Genomic DNA, 22118 nt, shown 5'->3' on the forward strand with positions numbered 1-22118 from the left:
GTCCCGCGAGCCGCTCGCGATGGCACTCGGACGATCTCCACTCGCGACTCGTGGTGGCTACCGGGCTGCCCGTTCGAGAACTTTCGAGGGGCTGGACCGCGGCGACCGCCATGTCAGGAGGCAGGAACGCACGAATGACCTCGGCAATCCTACCCCGACGACCGAAGGCCTGGCAAAGGTGATGATGGCCTCATGAACGAGACGGCGCCGGAGGCGCGAGAACCGATCGCCCGCGCGGGCTACGAACCGGTCGATCCGGTGGCGGCAGCGTCCGCCAACGCTGACTGGTGGTCGGAGGAGGCCCCCGGCTACCTGGCCGAGCACGGCGACTTCCTCGGGGCCGCCGACTTCCGCTGGTGCCCGGAGGGGCTTCGTGAATCCGACGCCGGGCTGCTGGGTGATCTCGCGACACTTCGCGGAGCGGAGGTACTCGAGATCGGCGCCGGTGCCGCACAGTGCTCCCGATGGCTGCGTGCCCGGCACGTGCGCGCCACTGCGAGCGATGTCGCTGACGGGATGGCGCACGCCAGCGCCCGGCTCGACGCGGCCACCGGTGTGCCGGTGCCGTTCGTCGTCGCTGACGCACGTGATCTGCCCTTCCCGGACCGGTCGTTCGACGTCGTCTTCACGGCCTTCGGTGCCATCCCGTTCGTCCCGGACGCCGACCGGGTGCACGCCGAGGCAGCCCGTGTGCTGCGTCCGGGCGGCCGGTGGGTCTGCTCGGTCACTCACCCGGTGCGCTGGGCCTTCCCTGACGACCCCACCGACGCGGGGTTGACCCTCGTACGGTCCTACTTCGACCGGGCGCCCTACGTCGAAAGGGACGCGCAGGGACAGCCCCTGTACGCCGAGTTCCACCGGACGATCAGCGATCACGTCCGAGAGTTGATCGCGGCGGGGCACATGCTGGTCGACCTCGTCGAGCCGGAGTGGCAACCGGGCAACACCCACGTATGGGGTGGGTGGGGACCCGAGCGTGGTGCACTGCTACCGGGCACGTTGATCATGGTGGCCGAACGTCAGTGACCCGCGTCACGCCAGGTGGCCCCGGTGCCGACACTCACCTCGAGCGGGACGGCCAGGTCGGCCGCCGCGCCCATGTGCTCGCGTAGGATGCTCTCGGCCTGCTGCTGCTCCCCCGCCGCGACCTCGACCACGAGCTCGTCGTGGACCTGCAGCAGCAGCCGGGAGGCCAGCTTCTGCTCGGACATCGCTCGGTGAACACCGATCATCGCGACCTTGATGATGTCCGCCGCACTACCCTGGATCGGTGCGTTCAGAGCCATGCGCTCGGCCATCTCGCGCCGCTGACGATTGTCGCTGGTCAGGTCCGGGAGGTAGCGCCGGCGCCCGAGGATGGTCTGCGTGTATCCGTTCACGCGCGCCTGGTCGACAACAGAGGCGAGGTAGTCGCGCACGCCGCCGAACCGCTGGAAGTACTCCTCCATCAGCTCACGCGCCTCTGCGGTGGGAATCTTCAGTTGCCGTGAGAGCCCGAAGGCACTCAGACCGTACGCCAGCCCATAAGACATCGCCTTGATCTTCGACCGCATCGGGGCCGTCACCTCCTCGGGCGCGACATCGAAGACGCGCGAACCGACGAAGGAGTGCAGATCTTCCCCGGAGCGGAACGCCTCGATGAGACCTTCATCCTCGGAGAGGTGGGCCATGATCCGCATCTCGATCTGCGAATAGTCGGCCGTCAGCAGTGACTCGTAGCCGCTGCCGACCACGAACGCCGCCCGGATCCGGTGGCCCTCCTCGGTGCGGATCGGGATGTTCTGCAGGTTCGGGTCGGCAGACGAGAGCCGGCCCGTGGCCGCGATCGTCTGGGAGTAGGTCGTGTGGATCCGTCCGTCCGCGGCCACCGTACGCAGCAGTCCTTCGACGGTCTGCCGCAACCGGATCTGATCCCGGTGGGTGAGCAGGTGCTCCAGGAACGGGTGCTCCGTCTTGGTGTACAGGTCCGCCAAGGCATCCGCATCCGTGGTGTACCCGGTCTTGGTCTTGCGGGTCTTGGGCATCTCCAGATCGCCGAAGAGCACCTCCTGCAGCTGCTTGGGCGAACTGAGGTTGACCTCGCGCCCGATCACCTCATACGCCTGACTGGCGGCCGATCGCACGTGATCGTCGAACTGGCGCTCGAGATCGCGCAGGTAGTCGACGTCAGCGGCGATACCGGCCCTCTCCATCTCGGCGAGCACGTGTGCCACCGGCAGTTCGAGGCTGGTGAGCAGCGGGACGGATGAGCGCTGATCGAGTTGTTCGGTCAACACGTCCGCTAGCTCGGCCACCGCGGCCGCCCGGACGGCGGACAGCTCGATCTCATCCGGGCCGTCGAGCACCAGCATCTGCTGCCCGGATGCCTCCGACTCACTCCCGTCGCCGGCCTTGAGCTCTCGCCCCAGGAAGCGCAGCGTGAGGTCGGCGAGCGCGTACGAACGCTGGTCCGGGTGGCACAAGTAGGCGGCGGTCGCGGTGTCGAAGGTCACGCCCGCCAGGGTCAGACCCCGACCATCCAGGCAGTGCCACGCGGTCTTGGCGTCGTGCAGCACCTTCTCCGCGGTCTCGTTCGCGAGCCATGTGGCCAGTACTTTCTCATCCTCCGGGGCGATCTCGGTGAGGTCGATCGTCAGCACGGCGCCACCGGGTGCCGCGATCGCCAGTCCCCACGCGTCCCCCGTACCGGCGGCTGCGCTCCCCCTCACATCGACACCGAGCCGGGTGTCACCGTGCTCATCCATCCAGCGGGTCAGAGCGCCAGTCTGCAACGCGGTGACGTCGAGGGCGAAGGACTCCGCCGTGGCGGACTCGGTGTCCTGAGGATCCATCTCGAACAAGCGATCCCGCAGCACCCGGAACTCCAAGGCGTCGAAGACCTGATGCACACGCTCCCGTTCGAACGGCTGACGCACGATCTCGTCCAGCCCGACCGGAAGTTCCATATCCCGCAGCAACTCGTTCAACTCGCGGTTGAGCAGCACCTGGTCGAGATGGTCCCGCAGCGACTGGCCCGCCTTGCCGGTGATCGCGGGGGCGTTCGCAACAATGCCCTCGAGGCCCCCATGTGCCAGGATCCATTTCGCTGCCGTCTTGGGACCCACCCCGGGAACGCCGGGCAGGTTGTCGCTGGTCTCCCCCACCAGCGCGGCCAGGTCGCTGTACTGCTCGGGACGCACCCCGTACTTCTCCTCGACCGCAGCCGGTGTCATCCGCACCAGGTCGGAGACGCCCTTGCGGGGGTAGAGCACGGTGACGCCGTCGGTCACCAGCTGGTAGGTGTCCCTGTCGCCGGAGCAGATGAGCACCTCGTATCCGGCCGAGCCCGCTTGGCTGGCGAGGGTGGCGATGATGTCATCTGCCTCGAATCCCTCACGGCCGAGGGTCGTGATGCTCAGTGCCGCCAGGACCTCTTCGATCAGCGGGATCTGGCCGCGGAACTCCTGGGGTGTCTCCTCTCGCGTCCCCTTGTACTCGGCATAGGTGTCCTTGCGGAAGGTCTGGCTGGAGACGTCGAAGGCCACCGCCACGTGCGTGGGTTCCTCGTCCCGGAGCAGGTTGATCAGCATCGACGTGAACCCGTAGACAGCATTCGTGGTCTGGCCCGTCGTCGTGGAGAAGTTCTCGACCGGGAGGGCGAAGAACGCACGGTAGGCCATCGAGTGTCCGTCGATGAGCAGGAGTCGGGGTCGCGCAGTGTCACTCACACCTGACAGCCTAGGACGCATGACCGACACTGCAGGCCCTGACTCGCGCTCGACCGCCCCCGCCGAGGACGTCGACCTCCGTGGAACGCTGGTGGAACGTCTCGGGATCGAGCTGCTCGAGATCGGCTCCGACCGGACGACGGGACGCATGCCGGTGGCGGGAAACACACAGCCGGCAGGGTTGCTGCACGGCGGCGCGTCCGCGGCGCTGGCAGAGACGCTCGCCTCCATCGCGGCGACCGTCCACGCCGGTCCAGGGCGCGCCGCAGTGGGGCTGGATCTCAATGCGACGCACCATCGTGGGGTTCGCCACGGCTGGGTCCGCGGGCAAGCGCAGGCGATTCACCTGGGCCGCTCGACTGCCGCCTACGAGATCGCAGTCGTGGAGGAGGAGTCGGGACGGCGGGTCTGCACGGCACGCTTGACCTGCCTGCTCCTGGACTCCGCCTGACTGCGCTCGAGCAGCGCCGTCAGTTCCATCCCGCGCGCTGGCGTCTCCGGCAGCCCACGACTACGGCGACGCCGGGCGATGAGCTCCTCGAGACCCCGTGGCCGGCGCTCCCGCGACGGCGTCCCGTTCGGTTCGAGGCGGCGCAGCAGCGATGCAGTCTCGGCCACGCGGCGCGCACCGGCAGGCAGGAACCCCAGTCCGGCGAGGAACCGCTGCTCGCTACGGGCGCCCGTGAGCGGAGCAGTGATCATACGGTCGGCCCCGTGACGAGCGGCTAGGACCGCACACTGGTGCAACAGTGCGCGGCCGACCCCGCGACGTCGATGCTCGGCGTCGACATACAGCGCTTCGATCTGCGTGTACGGGACATCGCACAGCAATCCTGGCGACACCAGCTGGACAAGGGCAATGCCCACCGTCGCCCCGTCTGACTCGGCGATCACCAGCCGGCTCTCCGGCATCTCGAACCAGGCAGCAAGCTGGCTGTCGAGCCCGGCGACCTCGGGTGCGATGAACTGCGGTCCGAGCGGGGAGTCCGCACGTGCCGAACTCAGGACGGGCAGCACCGAGTCCAGGTCGGCGGCATCCGCGAGACGGGCGCGCACGGCTCCGATGCTCACCGCCATGCCACCTCCTACGACCTCGTCCGGATGCTCTCACACACTACGCCCACTCCTGGGCCGGCGGGCGGGCCCGCTGCCCTCGGGAGTGACTACTTCGCGCCCACCTGGTCGATCACTGCGTCGGCCACCTCGCGCATGGTCAGGCGCCGGTCCATCGACGTCTTCTGAATCCACCGGAAGGCCTCCGGCTCGGACAGGCCCATCTTCGTCATCAGCAAGCCCTTGGCACGGTCGACGCGCTTGCGGGTCTCGAAGCGGTCGGTGAGATCTGCCACCTCGGACTCGAGCGCCGAGATCTCCTGGTGACGGGAGATCGCGATCTCCAGTGCGGGCAGCAGGTCACCGGGGGTGAAGGGCTTGACGACATACGCCATCGCTCCCGCGTCCCGTGCCCGCTCCACCAGCTCTGTCTGGGAGAACGCAGTCAGGAGCACCACGGGGGCAATGCGGGCCTTCGTGATCTTCTCCGCTGCCGAGATTCCATCCAGCACAGGCATCTTGACGTCCATCACGACGACGTCCGGCTTCAGATCAGTCGCGAGTTGGATAGCGGTCTCGCCATCTCCAGCTTCCCCGACCACCTCGTAGCCCGCCTCAGCGAGGGTCTCGACCACGTCGAGACGGATGAGCGCCTCGTCCTCGGCCACCACCGCTCGGCGGGTGCGCCCTGGGGCGGGCTTCTCCTCAGGCACCCCCTCGGGGATGTCGAGGTCCAGCAAGTTGGCGTCAGGCTTCTCCGGCGTCCCGCCGGTGGTCTCGTCCGTGCTCACGAGGCGATCCTAACGCGCGTGGACAGGGCCCGCTGCACCTGCGTTCCCCGTGCCCCGTCCCGGACTCGAACCGGGACGCCCGTGAGGGCAGCCGGGTTTGAGCCGACCGCGTCTGCCAATTCCGCCAACGGGGCATCGGGCCCGTTCACGGGCCGCGAGCAGACATCCTAGCGCGATCTGCACGACCTTCTTCACGCCGAGCCGCTGCATCGCCGGAGCTATTGCTCAACCGGGTCCCGCACGAGCGGGCAGGTCATGCAATGACCTCCGCCACGGCCACGGCCGAGCTCACCACCGCGGATCTCGATCACCTCGATGCCCGCCTCGCGCAACAAGGCGTTCGTCACCGTGTTCCGGTCATAGGTGAACACCACACCCGGCTCGACGGCGACGGCGTTGTTGCCACTGTCCCATTGCTGGCGTTCCGAGGCGTAGACGTCACCGCCTGTCTCGATCACCCGGAGCGAAGGCAGGCCCATGGCCCGGGCCACGACGTCGGTGAAGGTGCCGACCCCCTCGTCGACGACCTCGAGGCCCGGCGGCTGGTCGGCCGGGTAAAGAGAGAAGGTATGAATGCCGTCCACGATCGCCGGGTACACAGTGGCCACATCACGGTCGGCGAAAGTGAACACGGTGTCGAGGTGCATGGCCGAACGCAGTTTCGGCATTCCCGCCACCACCACGTGTGTGGCGGCACCGGCCTCGAAGAGCACGGTCGCGAGCTGGGTGATCGCCTGTCGCGAGGTCCGCTCCCCCATGCCCAGCAGCACCACGCCATTGCCGACAGGCATCACATCACCGCCCTCAAGCGTGGCGTGGCCCCAATCCAGCTCCGGATCCCCCCACCAGATTCGGCAGTCGGCGTACTCCGGATGAAACGTGTAGATGGCCTTCATCAGCAAGGTCTCCTCACGTCGCGCCGGCCAGTACAACGGGTTCAGAGTCAGTCCGCCATACAGCCAGCTGGTCGTGTCGCGGGTGTAGAGCATGTTCGGCAACGGCGGCAGCAGATACTCCGACCGCGGTGTTCCGCTCACCTCCGCGAGAGCCACATAGGCAGGCCGGAACTCACGCGGAAGATCCGTCGTGGCCAGGCCGCCGATCAGGTGGTCCGCGAGTTGACGCGCAGGCACCGTGTCCAGGTAGGCAAGCGTGTCGGCCACCAGGCCCAGACCCACCCGGTTGGGCACGATCGTACGGTCGAGCAGCCAGCGACGGGCCGGCGGCAACTGCATCGTCTCGGTGAGAAGGTCGCCCAGGTCGACAACCTCGACCCCACGGCCGGTGAGCTGATCGACGAAGTCGGCGTGGTCACGTTGAGCAGCCTGCACCCACAGCACGTCGTCGAAGAGCAGATCGTCCGCCGTCGAGGGTGTCAGCCGTTCGTGCGCGCGGCCGGGCGCACAGACCAGCACCTTGCGCAAGCGTCCGACCTCGGAGTGGACACCGAGGGTCATGCTGAGAGCACCGCGGCCGCGAACTCCGTGATGTGACGAACACGGTGCGGATGGTCGAGGTGGCTGTTCCACGGCCGGTCCATCACGTACACGCGCGAACCCGTCTGCCGGATCGCCACCACGTTGTCGGCGCTGTCGTCAACGAAGTAGTCCGTCCGCACACGGGCCTTGTCGGCCGTGAAAGTCAGATCGTCGTACGGGATGCCGTGACGGGCCGCCCATTCGTGCGTCTGCTGCCGCACCGCTGCGGCATAGGGGCTGAACCCTCCGCTGCCCCGCGCGGTGACGAGATGGATCTGGTGACCGGCTGCCCGCAACTGCTGCAAGGCCCCGATCGCACCGGCGATCGGTGGTGCGCCGAAGAGGCTGCCGTCGTGGATCCCGCTCTCGATGACCTCCCACCACTGTTCCGCGGTACATCCGTACTCGCGGTGCGGCGTCCAGGAGGTGATGGCCCGCACCTCGCCGGCGAGGCCCGCCTGGACCGACAGCTGATGTGCCCGGCCCGACCAGTCATAGAGGACATCATCGATGTCCACTCCCACCACGAGGGCCGAGCCGTCCACATCGTCTCCTTCGTCGCATCGATCACCGGAGAACCTACTGTGCCACGTGCACGGCCGCGGCGGTCAGCCGACCACCACACTCTCCACCAGCTCGCGGCAGGATCTCTCGATCTCGGGCCGCGCGGACCCAGACGTCCACTGGCAGCCCAGGAAGAGCAACTCGGTCTGGGAGAAGAGCCAGTATCCGCGGAAGTCGTAGTTCGGTATGCGCATGTCCTGAGTCACGGCAGGCAGGCCGGCCACCTCTGTCACCTGAGGCTCGTTCAACGCCTCAGAGCCGAGCGTGTCCTGGTATTGCTGGACCCGCTCCAGCATGGCCGCCACGGGCACCTGGCCGCATTCGCGTGCCAGGTCGCCCCAGTCAAGTCCTTCGTATCCGATGATGCCGAGCAGATCGAGTGTGTCGTACCCCGGATCGTCGGGAACGAGCGTGATCAGGAAAGTCTGCCGCTCGTAGGCGAGGTCGTCGTAGTAGCCGCCCGCCTCGGTGTACCCGGCCGGGATTGTCCACCGCGCATCGGCAGCGACGCGCGCGTCGGTCAGGTCGATCTGCTCCTCACCGGCACCCTTGTTCCCGGCATCGGGAGCTCCGCACTCCAGCAGCTGCGGCGGGATCGTGCGGCGCGGCTCACCAGGGCGGCCGTCAGAGGTCTCACCCGAGGTGCCGGGCGTGGGCGCGTTCTCGCTTCCAGCTCCAGGCACCTGACATCCCGTGAGCACGCCGGCGAGGAGCAGCCCGACGGCGGCACGCCAGATCACTGTCAGACCCACCGTCAGCCCACCCGTACGCTCGCCACCAGGTCGGCGCAGCCGTCCTCGACGACCGGCCGGTACTGCGCGTCGGTCCACTGGCAGTACACATGCACCAGATCCGTGCGTGAGAACAGCCAGTACCCGACGTAGTCGTAGGAATCGAGCCCAACCTCCTGTGTGATCGCCGGCAGCCCTGCCACCTCCGTCATCTGCGCGTCGGTGAGCGGCTCGGCACCGATCTGGTCACGGTAGCCGGCGAGACGCTCCTCGACGGCGTCCAACGGCACCTGCGCGCACTCGCTGGCCAGCGGACCCCAGTCCAGCCCTGTGTACACGACGACGTTGACGACATTGAGCGACGGGACGGTCGAGTCAGTGGGTTCTGCGACCCAGATCTGGTCGAGCGTCTCGACCGGGTTGTCCTCGACGTAGCCGAAAGCCTCCTGGAAACCGTCGGGCATCGACCAGCTGGCAGTGGTCAGGTCGGTGTCGGTCAGGAGCAGCCCGCCATCGTCGCTGGAATCCGGGTCGGTCCCCTTGTCCTGGTCAACTTTGTCCGGTGTGGACGGGTCACCGCACTCGAGCAGCTGCGGCGGGATCGTAGCCGGCCCGTCGGAGGCTCCATCGCCGCCACTGGTATCGCCGCTGCCCTCCGCGGACGAATCGGACCCATCCGGCTGGCCGTCCTCCGGCCCGCCGACAAGCTGGCATCCGGTGGGCACCAGCAGTGCGAGCACGGCGGTGGCCGCCGCCCACATCCGATTCCTGCGCACTGCGATCACTCCTGTCCGATACTCGACCTCCCCGAACGGTACCGCGACCGTCCGCCGCACACGCGTCCCATGGCGGGCAGATCTGCCCGCCACTGCGCACCACGGGGAGTCAGCACGACCGCCACCTGCGCAACTGCTCAGAGACGGACCGAGGGCGCCGGCGGCGCCTATGCGCGGGACCGGGCGCCCTCGGATGCCGTGGACGATCAGCCGCCGAGCTCTTCCCCGACGGCGTGGACGCGGATGGAGTTGGTGGAACCGGACACACCCGGAGGCATACCGGCCACGACGACGAGAGAGTCACCCTCCTCAACCTGGTCGGCGCCCTTCAGCACGACGTCGACCTGATTGATCATGTCGTCCGTGTGCTGCACACGCGGCACCGTGTACGTCTGCACGCCCCAGCTCAGCGCCAGCTGGTTGCGGACCTCCGGCACCGGGGTGAAGGCCAGCAGCGGAATGGCCGAGCGCAGTCGGGACATCCGTCGAGCCGAATCGCCGGACTGGGTGAAGCACGCGAGGTACTTCACTCCCAGGGTTTCCCCGATCTGCGCCGCCGCCTTGGTGATGACCCCACCCCGGGTGTGCGGAGTGTGGCGGAGCCGAGCGATGCGGTCGAGTCCGTGCTCCTCGGTGTTCTCGATGATCCGGGCCATCGTCCGTACGCACTCGATCGGATACTCACCCACACTGGTCTCGCCTGAGAGCATGACCGCATCAGCACCGTCCAGCACGGCGTTGGCGCAGTCGGAAGCCTCCGCGCGAGTGGGTCGCGGTGCGCTGATCATCGACTCCAGGACCTGGGTGGCGACGATCACCGGCTTGGCGTTGCGCAAGCCCAGCTCGGTGGCACGCTTCTGCACGAGCGGCACCTGCTCCAGCGGCAGCTCCACACCGAGGTCACCGCGGGCGACCATGATTCCGTCGAAGGCGTCGACGATCTCCGGCAGATTGTCCACGGCCTGCGGCTTCTCGATCTTGGCCACGACCGGAACGCGACGCCCCTCCTCGTCCATGATCCGGGCGACGTCCTCATAGTCCGCGGCGCTGCGCACAAACGACAAGGCAATGAAGTCCGCTCCCTGCTTCAGGCCCCAGCGCAGGTCCTCGGCATCCTTCTCGGACAGAGCAGGCACGTTCACGGCAACACCTGGGAGGTTCAGTCCCTTGTTGTTCGACACCGGCCCGGCGACCTCAACACGAGTGACCACGCGGGGTCCCTCCACCGCGGTCACCCGGACGCCCACACGGCCGTCGTCGATCAGGATGGCGTCACCTGGGTTGACGTCCTGCGGCAGGCCCTTGAACGTCGTCGAGACGAGTTCCTTGGTGCCCGGCACGTCCTCGGTCGTGATGGTGAACGTGTCACCTTCGGCGAGATAGTGCTTGCCCTCCACGAAACGACCCAGCCGGATCTTCGGCCCCTGGAGGTCCACCAGGACGGCGACCGCCCGGCCGGCGGCCTCGGCGGCCTCCCTGACCCGCCGGATCACCGCAGCATGCGCGTCCGCGTCACCGTGGCTGCGGTTGATCCGCGCCACGTCCATTCCGGCGTCAACCAACGCCTGGACCATTTCCGGAGACTCCGTGGCCGGACCCAACGTGCACACAATCTTGGCTCTACGCATACCTCAAACCTTATGCCTTCCGACCGTCACGCAGGCACATGGCGGCCACCGGAGTAGTCCGCACCCGCGACAGCTCGCTAGATGTTCGTCCTGAATTACCCCTCCGTTCGCACAGAGGGGCCCGTTCTACGACCTCGACAACCGCTGCTACTGCAACGGACAGCTCATCAGACCGTGATCGATACCGTGGTCGGTTCGATCGGCGCAGGCAGTTCGGTGTGCCCGCGCAGGTACTCGTCCACAGCCGCGGCCGCCGACCGGCCCTCGGCGATCGCCCAGACGATCAGCGACTGGCCGCGCCCTGCGTCTCCGGCGACGAACACCTGCTCGTTCGACGTCTGGAACTCGCTGCTACGCACCAGCCGACCGCGCTGGTCCACCTCCAGGCCCAGCTGCTCGACCAGCCCGTCGGTCTGCACGCTGGTGAATCCCATCGCGAGCAGCACTAGTTGTGCCGGGATGGTGCGCTCGGTGCCCTCGACCGGCTCCGGGCGTCCGCTCGACATGTCGACCTCGACGACCCGCAGCTCCTTGACGGCACCGTTCTCGTCGCCGACGAACTCGACGGTGGAGGTCGCGTACACGCGCTCGCCACCCTCTTCGTGCGCCGAGGAGACCCGGTAGATCATCGGGTAGGTCGGCCAGGGTTGGCCGGCTGGCCGCTCCTCGGTGGGCCGCGGCATGATCTCGAGCTGGATGACGTTCTTCGCGCCCTGTCGCAGTGCCGTACCGAGGCAGTCGGCACCGGTGTCACCGCCACCGATCACCACGACATCCTTGCCCTCGGCCGTGATCTGATCCGGGACATGCTCGCCCAGCGCTGCACGGTTGCCCTGTGGCAGGTAGTCCATGGCCTGGTGGATACCGTCGAGCTCCCGCCCGGGCACGGGCAGATCGCGCCTGATCGTGGCACCCGTGGCGAGCACCACGGCGTCGTACCGCTCCAGCAACTCGGTCCCGGTGAGCTCACCATCGGCCCCGATCTCGACGCTGGGCCGGAATCGCGTGCCCTCGGCCTCCATCTGCTCGAGCCGGGCATCGAGGTGGCGCTTCTCCATCTTGAACTCGGGGATGCCGTACCGCAGCAGCCCGCCGATGCGGTCGTCACGCTCGTAGACGGCGACCGTGTGACCAGCGCGCGTGAGCTGCTGAGCCGTCGCGAGTCCCGCCGGACCGGATCCGATGACAGCGACGGTCTGACCCGTGAGCCGCTCCGGGATCAGGGGGGTGACAAGGCCACGTTCGAAGGCTTCGTCGATGATCGACAGCTCGATGTTCTTGATGGTCACCGCAGGCTGGTTAATACCCAGCACGCAGGACGTCTCACACGGTGCGGGGCACAGTCGCCCGGTGAAGTCCGGGAAATTGTTGGTCGCATGCAGTCGCTCGATCGCCTCGTCCCAGCGGCCGGTGCGCGTCAGGTCGTTCCACTCGGGAATCAGGTTCCCGAGTGGGCAGCCGTCGTGACAGAAGGGGATACCGCAATCCATGCAGCGTCCTGCCTGCCGCTTCAGCGCTGCCGCGTCTTCCTCGCGCGTCTCGTAGACCTCATTCCAGTCCATGATCCGCACCGGGACGGGCCGCCGGGTGGGCAGCTCCCGCTCCCGGACCTTCAGGAATCCCTTGGGGTCAGCCACGGGTCGCCTCCATCACTCGGTTCCATACATCGGGTTCGGCCACGTCCACGCCGTCGGCACGCGCCTGGGCGAGCACTGCGTTGACACGGGCATAGGCCGGAGGCAGCACACGCGTCATGCGGCGCCGCACCTCGTCCCGATCGGCCAGTAGCGTCTCGGCCACACGCGAGCCGGTGTGCTCGTGGTGCCGGGCCAGCAGGTCCATGACGATGTTCAGATCCTCCTCGTCCAGCTGACCGAGCGAGAGCTCGCCCGAGGCGAGGGCCGCTGCGTTGACCAGGTCGGGGTCCAGGTCGAGCACGTAGGCGGTGCCGCCGGACATCCCAGCCCCGAAGTTCCGGCCGGTGTGCCCGAGCACGAGCACCGTCCCGCCGGTCATGTACTCGCATCCGTGGTCGCCGACACCCTCGACGACCGCGGTCGCGCCGGAGTTGCGGACACAGAACCGCTCGCCGACCACGCCACGCAGGAAGATCTCGCCGGCTGTCGCTCCATAGGCGATGACGTTCCCGGCGATGACGTTCTCGCTCGCCTCGAAAGTTGCCGCCTCGTCAGGCCGGACGATCACCCGGCCACCCGAGAGGCCCTTTCCGACATAGTCGTTGGCGTCGCCAAGCAATCGCAGCGTGACACCGTGCGGGACGAAGGCGCCGAACGACTGGCCGGCCGATCCGTGCAGGGTGACGTCGATCGTGCCGTCGGGCAGTCCGGCAGCCCCGCGCTTGCGAGTGACGGCGTTACCCAGCATCGTGCCGACCGTCCGGTTGACGTTGCGCACGTTCTCGGTGATCCGGACCGGCTCGGCGCCTTCGATGGCGGGCTCGGCCTGCGCGATGAGCACATTGTCGAGTGCGCGGTCCAGGCCATGGTCCTGGCCCTTCACCTGCCGCGGCTGGGATCCCTGCGGCAGCGTGGGCTGCACCAAGATCGGGGACAGGTCGAGACCGGAAGCCTTCCAGTGCTCGACTGCGGCGCGGGTGTCGAGGGCGTCCACGGCACCGATCGCCTCGTCCAGTGATCGGAAGCCCAGCTGTGCAAGGTACTCACGGACCTCTTCTGCGATGTACTCGAAGAACGTCACCACGAACTCTGGCTTGCCCGAGAACCGAGCCCGGAGCTCCGGGTTCTGGGTCGCCACACCCACGGGGCAGGTGTCCATATGGCACACCCGCATCATCACGCAGCCCGAGACCACCAGCGGGGCGGTCGCGAAGCCGTACTCCTCGGCTCCCAGCAGCGCCGCGATGACCACATCTCGTCCGGTCTTGAGCTGACCGTCGGTCTGCACCACGATCCGGTCGCGCAGGTTGTTGGCCACCAGCGTCTGCTGGGTCTCGGCCAGTCCGATCTCCCACGGCCCGCCGGCGTGCTTGAGCGAGGTGAGCGGGCTGGCACCGGTACCGCCGTCGTGGCCGGAGATCAGCACCACGTCCGCATGCGCCTTGGACACACCCGTGGCGACCGTACCCACCCCGACCTCGGAGACCAGCTTCACGTGCACCCGTGCCTGTGGATTGGCGTTCTTCAGGTCGTGGATCAGCTGAGCGATGTCCTCGATCGAGTAGATGTCGTGGTGAGGCGGCGGGGAGATCAACCCGACGCCGGGGGTCGCATGCCGGGTCTTGGCCACCCAGGGGTAGACCTTCGCACCAGGGAGCTGACCACCCTCACCGGGCTTGGCGCCCTGAGCCATCTTGATCTGGATGTCGTCGGCGTTGACCAGGTAGTCGGAGGTCACGCCGAACCGCCCGGAAGCGACCTGCTTGATCGAGCTCCGGCGTTGCGGGTCGTACAGGCGGTCTTCGTCCTCGCCGCCCTCACCGGTGTTCGACTTGGCGCCGAGCTGGTTCATCGCGATGGCGAGGGTCTCGTGAGCCTCCACCGAGATCGAGCCGTAGCTCATGGCACCGGTGGAGAACCGCTTGACGATCTCGCTGACCGGTTCCACCTCGTCCATCCGGATCGGCGGGCGCGCGCCCTCCTTGAACTCGAACAGACCACGCAGCGTCATCAGGCGCTTGGCCTGCTCGTCCACCCGGGAGGTGTAGTCGCGGAAGATGTCGTAGCGACGGTTGCGGGTGGAGTGCTGGAGGCGGAAGACGGTCTGCGGGTCGAACAGGTGCGGGTCGCCTTCACGCCGCCACTGGTACTCACCGCCGACCTCGAGCCGACGGTGCGCCGGCGAGATCCCGCTGCGCGGATAGGCGGTGGCATGCCGGGCCGCAGCCTCAGCCGCGATGACGTCCAGGTCCACGCCACCGAGCGGGCTGGCCGTTGCGGTGAAGTAGCGGTCGACCAGGCGCTGTGAGAGCCCGATCGCCTGGAACACCTGCGCACCCCGGTAGGAGTGCACCGTGGAGATCCCCATCTTGCTCATCACCTTGAGCACACCCTTGCCCAGGCCCTTGATGAGGTTCTTCACCGCCTGCTCGGGGGTGACGCCCTCCACGACGCCGGAGCGCACGAGTTCCTCGACGCTCTCCATCGCGAGGTACGGGTTGACAGCAGCCGCCCCGTAGCCAATGAGCAGCGCCACGTGGTGCACCTCGCGCACGTCACCGGCCTCCACCAGCAGCGAGATCCGGGTCCGGGTCTGCTGACGGATGGTGTGGTGGTGCACGGCCGCGGTGAGCAGCAGCGACGGAATCGGAGCAAGCTCGGAGTTCGACTCCCGGTCCGAGAGCACGATGAAGCTCGCACCGTCGGCAATGGCTGCGTCGACCTCGGCGAAGATCTCCTCCAGCCTGGACTCCAGCGCCTCGGCTCCGCCGGCCACGCGGTAGAGACCGCTGATGGTGACAGCCTTGAAGTCCTTGCCCGGTCCACGTGTGCGGTGGATGTGCTTGATCTTCGCGAGTTCGTCGTTGTCGATCGTCGGGAACGGCACGATCAGCTTGCGGGCGTGGTCCGGAGTGTCCGAGAGCAGATTCGGCTCCGGCCCGATCGCTCCGCCGAGGGAGGTCACGAGCTCCTCGCGGATCGCGTCCAGCGGCGGGTTGGTCACCTGGGCGAACATCTGGATGAAGTAGTCGAACAGCATCCGCGGCCGTGAGGACAGAACGGCGATCGGCGTGTCGGTGCCCATCGATCCCAGCGCCTCGGCGCCGGTGGCCGCGATCGGCCGCAGCAGGATCCGCAGCTCCTCCTCGGTGTAGCCGAACGTCTGCTGACGACGGGCGACCGAGCTGCGGGAGTGGTCGACGTGCTCGCGTGCGGGTAAGTCCTCCAGTCGGACGAGGTTGTCCTCGAGCCACTGTGAGTACGGGTAGGCGTCGGAGAGCTGGCTCTTGATCTGCGCGTCTTCGACGACCCGGCCCGAACCAGTGTCGACGAGGAACATCTTGCCCGGCGCGAGTCGTCCCTTGCGTGCGATGCGGGAGGGCTCGATGTCGAGCACACCCGCTTCACTGGCCAGGACGACGAGGCCGTCATCGGTGATCCAGTACCGTCCCGGACGCAGTCCGTTGCGGTCCAGGACGGCACCGATGTAACGACCGTCGGTGAAGCACATGGCGGCCGGGCCGTCCCAGGGCTCCATGATGGTGGAGTTGTACTCGTAGAAGGAACGCCGCTTGGCGTCCATCGAGCCGTGATTCTCCCACGCCTCGGGGATCATCATCAGGACCGCATGCGGGAGAGAGCGCCCGCCGAGGTGCAGCAGTTCGAGCACCTCGTCGAAGCTGGCCGAGTCGCTCTGCTCCTCGTCGCAGATCGGCAGCAATGGAGCAACGTCCCCGAGCACATCGGAGGAGATGGTGCCCTGCCGGGCTGCCATCCAGTTCCGGTTGCCGCGGACGGTGTTGATCTCACCGTTGTGCGCAACCATCCGGAACGGGTGCGCAAGCGGCCAGGACGGGAAGGTGTTCGTCGAGAACCGCGAGTGCACGAGTGCCAGCTCGGTCGCGAAGCGCGGGTCGGAGAGGTCGGGGAAGAACGGCTCGAGCTGCCCGGTGGTCAACATGCCCTTGTAGACCAGCGTCCGGCTCGACAGCGAGGCGAAGTAGACACCCGCAGTGTGCTCGGCGCGCTTGCGCAGCCGGTACGCGCGGCGATCCAGGTCCACCTCGGCGACGTCGCGGCCCGGTGCTGCCACGACCAGTTGACGGAACGTCGGCATGCAGTCGCGTGCCATCTGCCCCACCAGCTCGGTGGTGACCGGGACGTCACGCCAGGAGAGCACCTCCAACCCCTCCTCGACGGCGATCTCGCCGACGAGACGGGCCGCCTCGGCCGCTTCCTGACTGTCCTGCGGCAGGAAGGTCAATCCGATGGCGTAGTACCCGGGTGCGGGAAGCTCAGCGTCGACGACATCCCGCAGGAAGGCGTCGGGGATCTGCGTCAGGATCCCGGCACCGTCGCCCGAGTTCTCCTCCGCACCCACAGCGCCGCGGTGGTCAAGGTTCTCCAGCGCGGTCAGCGCGGCGTCAACGATGTCTCGGCCTGGCGTTCCTCGCATCGTGGCGACGAAGGCGACACCGCACGCGTCCTTGTCCTGCGCGGGGTCGTACAGCCCATGCTTGGCAGGGGCTGCGCTGAAGCGTTGGTAGGGGCTCCAGACCTGGGGGGTGCCGTTCATCCGACCATCCTCACCACCGCAAGGACTTCGGGGGAGATCCTGCGGCATCGATTGCGTTCTGCTGGGACGCCGTCGACCCACGTTCTACCTCAACTTTACCGTGTCACGACCCAGGCACGAAAAGGCGCCCGGGGCCATTGGGGTGACGGCGGTGCACGGCGCCGGTGCATCCGGGACGATATCGCACTGTGGGCGCTCTAGTCCGATCCCACGCTCATCCAGGCGGTCGATCTCACCTGTCGAACGGGCGGGGCATCTCGCTAGCGCGCGTCGCCGTCGGCTTTCTCCGGCTCCGCCGATGCCGGGGTCGACCCACCGGGTTCGGCGCCCTGCTCGTCGGTGGAACCTGCCTCGTCACTGTCCTCACTGCCCTCGCCAGCAGTCGTTTCACTGCCGGTCGTGCCGTCGGAGGCGCCCTCCTCGGGTTCGTCGGCGTCTGCGGACGACGGTTCGAGCCCGGGCAGCCAGGGCGAGTCCTCACGCTCCGGATAGCGCTTGGAGAGCACCACGAAGACCACCAGTGCCACCACCCCGACCAGGATCGAGGTCCAGACGTTCAGCCGCAGACCCAGGACCGTCTCGGCCTCGTCGATGCGCAGCATCTCGATCCATACGCGGCCCGCCGTGTATCCGAAGACATACAGCCAGAACACCCGCCCGTGACCGAGCCGGTACCGTCGGTCGACCCACACCAGCACCCCAGCGAGCGCCAGGTTCCAGAGCAGCTCATACAGGAACGTCGGATGGAACAGCGTCCCCTCCGGGTAGTCCATTCCCTGGGCCACGAGCACGGAGGGATCGATCTGCAGTCCCCACGGCAACGTGGTGGGACCGCCGAAGAGCTCCTGGTTGAAATAGTTGCCGAGACGTCCGACCGCTTGGGCGACGAGGACGGCCGGTGCCATCGCATCTGCGACCGTCGACAGCCGAAGTCCGGCACGCCGCAGCACGATCCACACCCCGAGGGCGCCCGCGGGGATCGCTCCCCAGATACCGAGTCCACCGTTCCAGATCGCGAACGCGTTCCACGGGTTGCCCTCCGGGCCGAAGTAGGCATCCGGAGAGGAGAAGACGTGGTAGATCCGTGCCCCGATGATACCCAGCGGCACCGCGAGGAAGATCGCGTCCATGATGACGCCGGCAGGTCCGCCCCGCTCCCGGTAGCGTCGCACCGAGATCCAGGTGGCCAGCGCGATACCGGCAAGGATCGCGATGGCGTAGGCGCGCACCGGGATCGGGCCGAGCTCCCACGTTCCCTGAGACGGACTGGGGATCCCCGCTGCCACGGCACCCCAGACCGACGGGTCCGCCGCCGCCATGAGCGGGCTCATGCCGACCCCACCGAACCCGCCTGATCCAGATCCTGCGGTGCCGGTGCTCCCCGTGCCGCCCGGACCCCGGACGCCAGATCGCGCGTCAGCCCCTGCAGGTCCGCCAGCGCTGCCTCGATGTCGCCATCGGAACGTTGCAAGGTGCGCACCAGGGCGGATCCCACGATCACGCCGTCGGCGTAGCCGGCCACTTCGCGTGCATGCTCACCCGTGGAAACCCCGAGCCCGACACACACACGCTCGGCTCCGGCCGACCGGGTGGCGGCCACCAGAGCTTCGGCTCGTTCACCGACGCTGACCCGCGCGCCCGTGACCCCCATCGTGGAGGCCGCGTAGACGAAGCCCCGCGACGCAGCCGCGGTCAGGTGGAGCCGTTCGGTGGTGGAGCTGGGAGCCACGAGGAACACCTTGTCGAGACCGTACCGGTCGGCGGCGGCGATCCACTCCCCTGCCTCGTCCGGAATCAGATCGGGTGTGATCAACCCGGCACCGCCGGCATCGGCGAGGTCGGCAGCGAACGCCGCCACGCCATAGTGATGCACGGGGTTGTAGTACGTCATGACCAGCGTCGGCGCTCCGGTGGCAGCCACCTCCCGCACGGCTCTGAGGACGTCTGCGGTCCGGGTGCCCGCGTCGAGGGCTGCCTGCACGGCTGCCTGGATCACGGGCCCATCCATCCCTGGATCGGAGTACGGCAGGCCGAGCTCGACGATGTCGGCGCCGGCGTCGACAGCTGCCTTCGCCGCAGCGATCGAGGTGTCGACATCCGGGTACCCGACCGGGAGGTAGACCACGAGTGCGGCACGGCCTTCGGCCCGCGCGGCATCGATGGCACGCGCCGTCCGGGAGGCGATCGCCTCGGTCATGATGTGCCCTTCTCGATCAGGTCGTTCTCGTCCACCAGGTCGAACCACGATGCCGCAGTCGCCACGTCCTTGTCGCCACGGCCCGAGAGCGAGACCAGCAGCACCGTCTCGGCCGGATCGGTACCCGCCGGAGCGTCACCGACGATCTCGTTGCCCAGGCGCAACGCCCCGGCAAGCGCGTGCGCGCTCTCGATCGCAGGGATGATGCCCTCGGTACGGCACAGCAGGCGGAAGGCGTCCATCGCCTCGGCATCGCTCACGGGGCGATACTCCGCACGCCCGATACTCGACAGCCAGGAGTGCTCCGGACCGACTCCCGGGTAATCGAGGCCGGCCGAGATCGAGTGGGACTCGATCGTCTGGCCGTCGGCATCCTGCAGCAGATATGAACGCGCCCCGTGCAACACCCCGGGGGCACCGGCGGTGATGGTCGCCGCGTGGCGGCCGGTCTCCACACCGTCTCCGGCGGCCTCACATCCGATCAGCCGGACAGGGTCGTCCAGGAACGCGTGGAACAGTCCCATCGCGTTCGATCCGCCGCCGACGCAGGCGATCGCGACGTCAGGCAACCGCCCGATCCGCTCCAGCACCTGCCCGCGCGCCTCCTCACCGATGATCTTCTGCAGATCCCGAACCAGTGTCGGGAAGGGGTGCGGTCCGGCGACCGTGCCGAACACGTAGTTCGTTGTCTCGACGTTGGCGACCCAGTCGCGGAAGGCCTCGTTGATCGCATCCTTGAGAGTCTGCGAACCGGTCTCCACCGGGACGACCTCGGCGCCGAGAAGGCGCATGCGAGCGACGTTCAGCGCCTGGCGGCGCGTGTCCTCGGCGCCCATGTAGATCGTGCACTCGAGCCCGAAGAGCGCGGCCGCCGTCGCGGTCGCGACGCCGTGCTGACCTGCCCCCGTCTCCGCGATCACCCGGCGCTTGCCGACGAGCTGCGTCAGCAGCGCCTGCCCGAGCACATTGTTGATCTTGTGAGACCCCGTGTGGTTGAGGTCTTCGCGCTTGAGCAGCACCCGCACGCCACCGGCGTGGGCGGCGAAACGCGGCACCTCGGTGATCGGGCTCGGCCGCCCCGTGTAGTCGCGGTGAAGCGCAGCCAGCCGGTCGGTGAACTCTGGATCCGTGCGAGCCTTCTCCCAGGCAGCCGTCAGATCGTCCAGAGCAGCAATCAGCGCCTCCGGCACGAACCTCCCGCCGAACTCCCCGAAGTAAGGTCCGAGTGCATCCCGCAGCGCTCGATTGTTCGCACTCATCGCCACCGTCGTCTCTGAGTCCACCGCTGCCTCGCTCCGGCGGGCCTCGTCTCTCGTGTCGCCTGCATCTCCTTCGTCCCGACGGCCCCTCGTCGTCATCGGGAACGTACCGCGCGCAGAGCGGGATGAGCTCCCGCCGCCACCATGTCGGCCACCGCGACCTTGGGATCGCGCTGGGTCACCAACGCCTCGCCGACCAGCACCGCATCAGCACCGGAGCGGGCGTACTCGAGCACATCGTGCGGTCCGCGCACTCCCGACTCGGCCACGGTCACGACCCCGGACGGCACCAGCGGGGCCAGCTCGGCGAAGACCCCGCGGTGCACCTCGAGCGTGTGGAGGTCACGGGCGTTGACCCCGATCACCCGCGCCCCGGCGTCTGCCGCCCGTGCCACCTCGTCGGCCGTGTGCGCCTCGACCAGGGCGGTCATCCCGAGGGAGTGGATCCGCTCGACCAGTGAGGTGAGCACCGTCTGCTCCAGCGCGGCGACGATCAGCAGGACCATGTCGGCACCATGCGCCCGCGCTTCCCACACTTGATACGGAGCGACGACGAAATCCTTGCGCAGCACCGGGATGTCAACCCGGGCACGCACACCGGCGAGATCCTCGAGCGATCCGCCGAACCGACGTCGTTCGGTCAGCACGCTGATGGCGCTTGCCCCTCCGGCCTCGTAGTCGGCGGCCAGACCGGCGGGATCGGCGATCTCAGCGAGCGCGCCCTTCGAGGGGCTCGACCGCTTGACCTCGGCGATCACTGTCACTGCGTCCTCGCGCCGCAGCGCGCCGACGGCGTTCAGCGCCGAGGTCCTGGCCTCCGCCTGGCGCTTGACGTCCTCGAGCGGGACGGCGTCCTCCCGCGCGGCCAGGTCTTCCCGGACGCCGGCGACGATGTCTTCCAGAACGGTCACGATCCGCCTCTCCTCGGTTCGATGACCATCGTAGGACGTGACCGAGGGTGCCGATCACTCGTCTCACGACAGGCACCTCATCCCGGCACAACTCACCGCCCTGGTCGAGCCTCGTCCAGGCCTCGTCTACAGGCTGCCGAGCAGTCTCAGACCCGTGACCACGATGCTGATGAGCATCGCAACGCCCCCGAGGATGATGCCCGCCATCGCCATCCCACCGTTGGTGGCCTCACCAGCGGCGACGGCACTGCGTGCCCTGAGCCCGAACAGTAGCGCGGCGAGGCCGATCAGCGCTCCGCCCATCCACGCACAACTCACGACCACGGCACCGATCCCCACTCCGAGGGCCCAGCCACCGAGGGAGTTCTTGGACGTGCTCACCGGCGGGTAGCCGCCGTACCCGGCCTGGTTGCCTGCAGCCCCATAGGGCCCAGGTGCCCCGTAGGATCCAGGTGGCCCATAGGTGCCGGGCTGGGCGTACCCGCCTGCCGGGTGACCTCCAGCCGGCTGGCCGTAGGGCCCAGGGGGTCCGGGCGGTGCCGGCGGACCGGGCGGTGCCGGCGGTCCGGGCGGTGCCGGCGGTCCGGGCGGACCGGGCGGACCGGGCGGCATACCCGGGCCCGCTCCCGCCGGGCTGTTCCATGGGGTCTGTCCCTGGCTGTCGCCCTGCCCAGTCCCGTAGGGCCCGTACTGAGACGAGGGGCCGTACCGAGCGGACTGCTGCCCTTCGGTCGGGCTACCGGTGCCGTCTGGGTCTGAATCCGAGAAGTACGACCCGTAGGGATTGGTGGGGTGATTCACATGTGCTCC

17 protein-coding genes and 1 tRNA gene are annotated in these 22118 nt (G+C 68.1%); 2 read left to right on the plus strand and 16 right to left on the minus strand.

Annotated features, from left to right (window positions below; genetic code table 11):
- Positions 1-192: 192 nt before the first annotated feature.
- Positions 193-1026 (plus strand): class I SAM-dependent methyltransferase, encoded by an 834-nt coding sequence (locus FV560_RS14660; protein ID WP_159622304.1) that lies wholly within the window; start codon positions 193-195, stop codon positions 1024-1026.
- Here the strand turns inward: FV560_RS14660 and polA are convergent.
- A complete protein-coding gene (gene polA, locus FV560_RS14665; RefSeq protein ID WP_159622305.1) occupies positions 1020-3728 on the minus strand; it encodes a DNA polymerase I in 2709 nt (902 codons plus the stop codon). The two genes, FV560_RS14660 and polA, sit on opposite strands and share 7 nt — an antisense overlap.
- Here polA and FV560_RS14670 point away from each other — a divergent pair.
- A complete protein-coding gene (locus FV560_RS14670) occupies positions 3727-4158 on the plus strand; it encodes a hotdog fold thioesterase (protein WP_159622306.1) in 432 nt (143 codons plus the stop codon). The genes polA and FV560_RS14670 overlap by 2 nt on opposite strands.
- Here FV560_RS14670 and FV560_RS14675 read toward each other — a convergent pair.
- The 15 genes from FV560_RS14675 to FV560_RS14745 form a co-directional block, all read right to left on the minus strand.
- The gene (locus tag FV560_RS14675) at positions 4074-4784 is read right to left on the minus strand and encodes a GNAT family N-acetyltransferase (RefSeq protein ID WP_159622307.1); all 711 of its coding nucleotides are present in this window, start codon (positions 4782-4784) and stop codon (positions 4074-4076) included. The genes FV560_RS14670 and FV560_RS14675 overlap by 85 nt on opposite strands.
- An 86-nt stretch (positions 4785-4870) precedes the next feature.
- Entirely contained in the window at positions 4871-5500 is a 630-nt protein-coding gene (locus FV560_RS14680) for an ANTAR domain-containing response regulator (protein ID WP_159622428.1), read from the minus strand.
- A 101-nt stretch (positions 5501-5601) separates the two neighbouring features.
- Positions 5602-5685, minus strand: a tRNA-Leu gene (locus FV560_RS14685).
- Positions 5686-5769: 84 nt separating this feature from the next.
- Positions 5770-7008 (minus strand): arginine deiminase, encoded by a 1239-nt coding sequence (locus tag FV560_RS14690; RefSeq protein WP_159622308.1) that lies wholly within the window; start codon positions 7006-7008, stop codon positions 5770-5772.
- Positions 7005-7574, minus strand: a complete 570-nt coding sequence (locus FV560_RS14695) for a 5' nucleotidase, NT5C type (RefSeq protein ID WP_159622309.1) — start codon at positions 7572-7574, stop codon at positions 7005-7007. The genes FV560_RS14690 and FV560_RS14695 overlap by 4 nt, the downstream gene beginning before the upstream one ends.
- A 63-nt stretch (positions 7575-7637) precedes the next feature.
- On the minus strand, positions 7638-8345 hold the full coding sequence (locus tag FV560_RS14700) for a hypothetical protein (protein WP_159622310.1): 708 nt from the start codon (positions 8343-8345) through the stop codon (positions 7638-7640).
- Between the two features lie 2 nt (positions 8346-8347).
- A complete protein-coding gene (locus FV560_RS14705; protein ID WP_159622311.1) occupies positions 8348-9100 on the minus strand; it encodes a hypothetical protein in 753 nt (250 codons plus the stop codon).
- A gap of 206 nt (positions 9101-9306) precedes the next feature.
- Positions 9307-10728, minus strand: coding sequence for a pyruvate kinase (gene pyk, locus FV560_RS14710; RefSeq protein ID WP_159622312.1), 1422 nt, complete (start codon positions 10726-10728; stop codon positions 9307-9309).
- Between the two features lie 167 nt (positions 10729-10895).
- The gene (locus tag FV560_RS14715; RefSeq protein ID WP_159622313.1) at positions 10896-12365 is read right to left on the minus strand and encodes a glutamate synthase subunit beta; all 1470 of its coding nucleotides are present in this window, start codon (positions 12363-12365) and stop codon (positions 10896-10898) included.
- A complete protein-coding gene (gene gltB, locus FV560_RS14720) occupies positions 12358-16941 on the minus strand; it encodes a glutamate synthase large subunit (RefSeq protein ID WP_159622314.1) in 4584 nt (1527 codons plus the stop codon). The genes FV560_RS14715 and gltB overlap by 8 nt, the downstream gene beginning before the upstream one ends.
- Positions 16942-17201: 260 nt before the next feature.
- A complete protein-coding gene (gene lgt / locus FV560_RS14725) occupies positions 17202-18272 on the minus strand; it encodes a prolipoprotein diacylglyceryl transferase (protein WP_159622315.1) in 1071 nt (356 codons plus the stop codon).
- Positions 18269-19138 carry a tryptophan synthase subunit alpha gene (trpA, locus tag FV560_RS14730; protein WP_159622316.1) on the minus strand — a complete coding sequence of 290 codons (870 nt, stop codon included), beginning with the start codon at positions 19136-19138 and terminating at the stop codon, positions 18269-18271. The genes lgt and trpA overlap by 4 nt, the downstream gene beginning before the upstream one ends.
- Positions 19135-20397, minus strand: a complete 1263-nt coding sequence (gene trpB, locus FV560_RS14735) for a tryptophan synthase subunit beta (RefSeq protein ID WP_159622317.1) — start codon at positions 20395-20397, stop codon at positions 19135-19137. The genes trpA and trpB overlap by 4 nt, the downstream gene beginning before the upstream one ends.
- A gap of 95 nt (positions 20398-20492) precedes the next feature.
- The gene (gene trpC, locus FV560_RS14740) at positions 20493-21308 is read right to left on the minus strand and encodes an indole-3-glycerol phosphate synthase TrpC (protein WP_159622318.1); all 816 of its coding nucleotides are present in this window, start codon (positions 21306-21308) and stop codon (positions 20493-20495) included.
- A gap of 126 nt (positions 21309-21434) precedes the next feature.
- Positions 21435-22109 (minus strand): DUF4190 domain-containing protein, encoded by a 675-nt coding sequence (locus FV560_RS14745; RefSeq protein WP_159622319.1) that lies wholly within the window; start codon positions 22107-22109, stop codon positions 21435-21437.
- Positions 22110-22118: the final 9 nt, after the last annotated feature.

It is taken from the genome of Ruania rhizosphaerae (assembly GCF_009805705.1).
GTDB lineage: Bacteria > Actinomycetota > Actinomycetes > Actinomycetales > Beutenbergiaceae > Ruania > Ruania rhizosphaerae.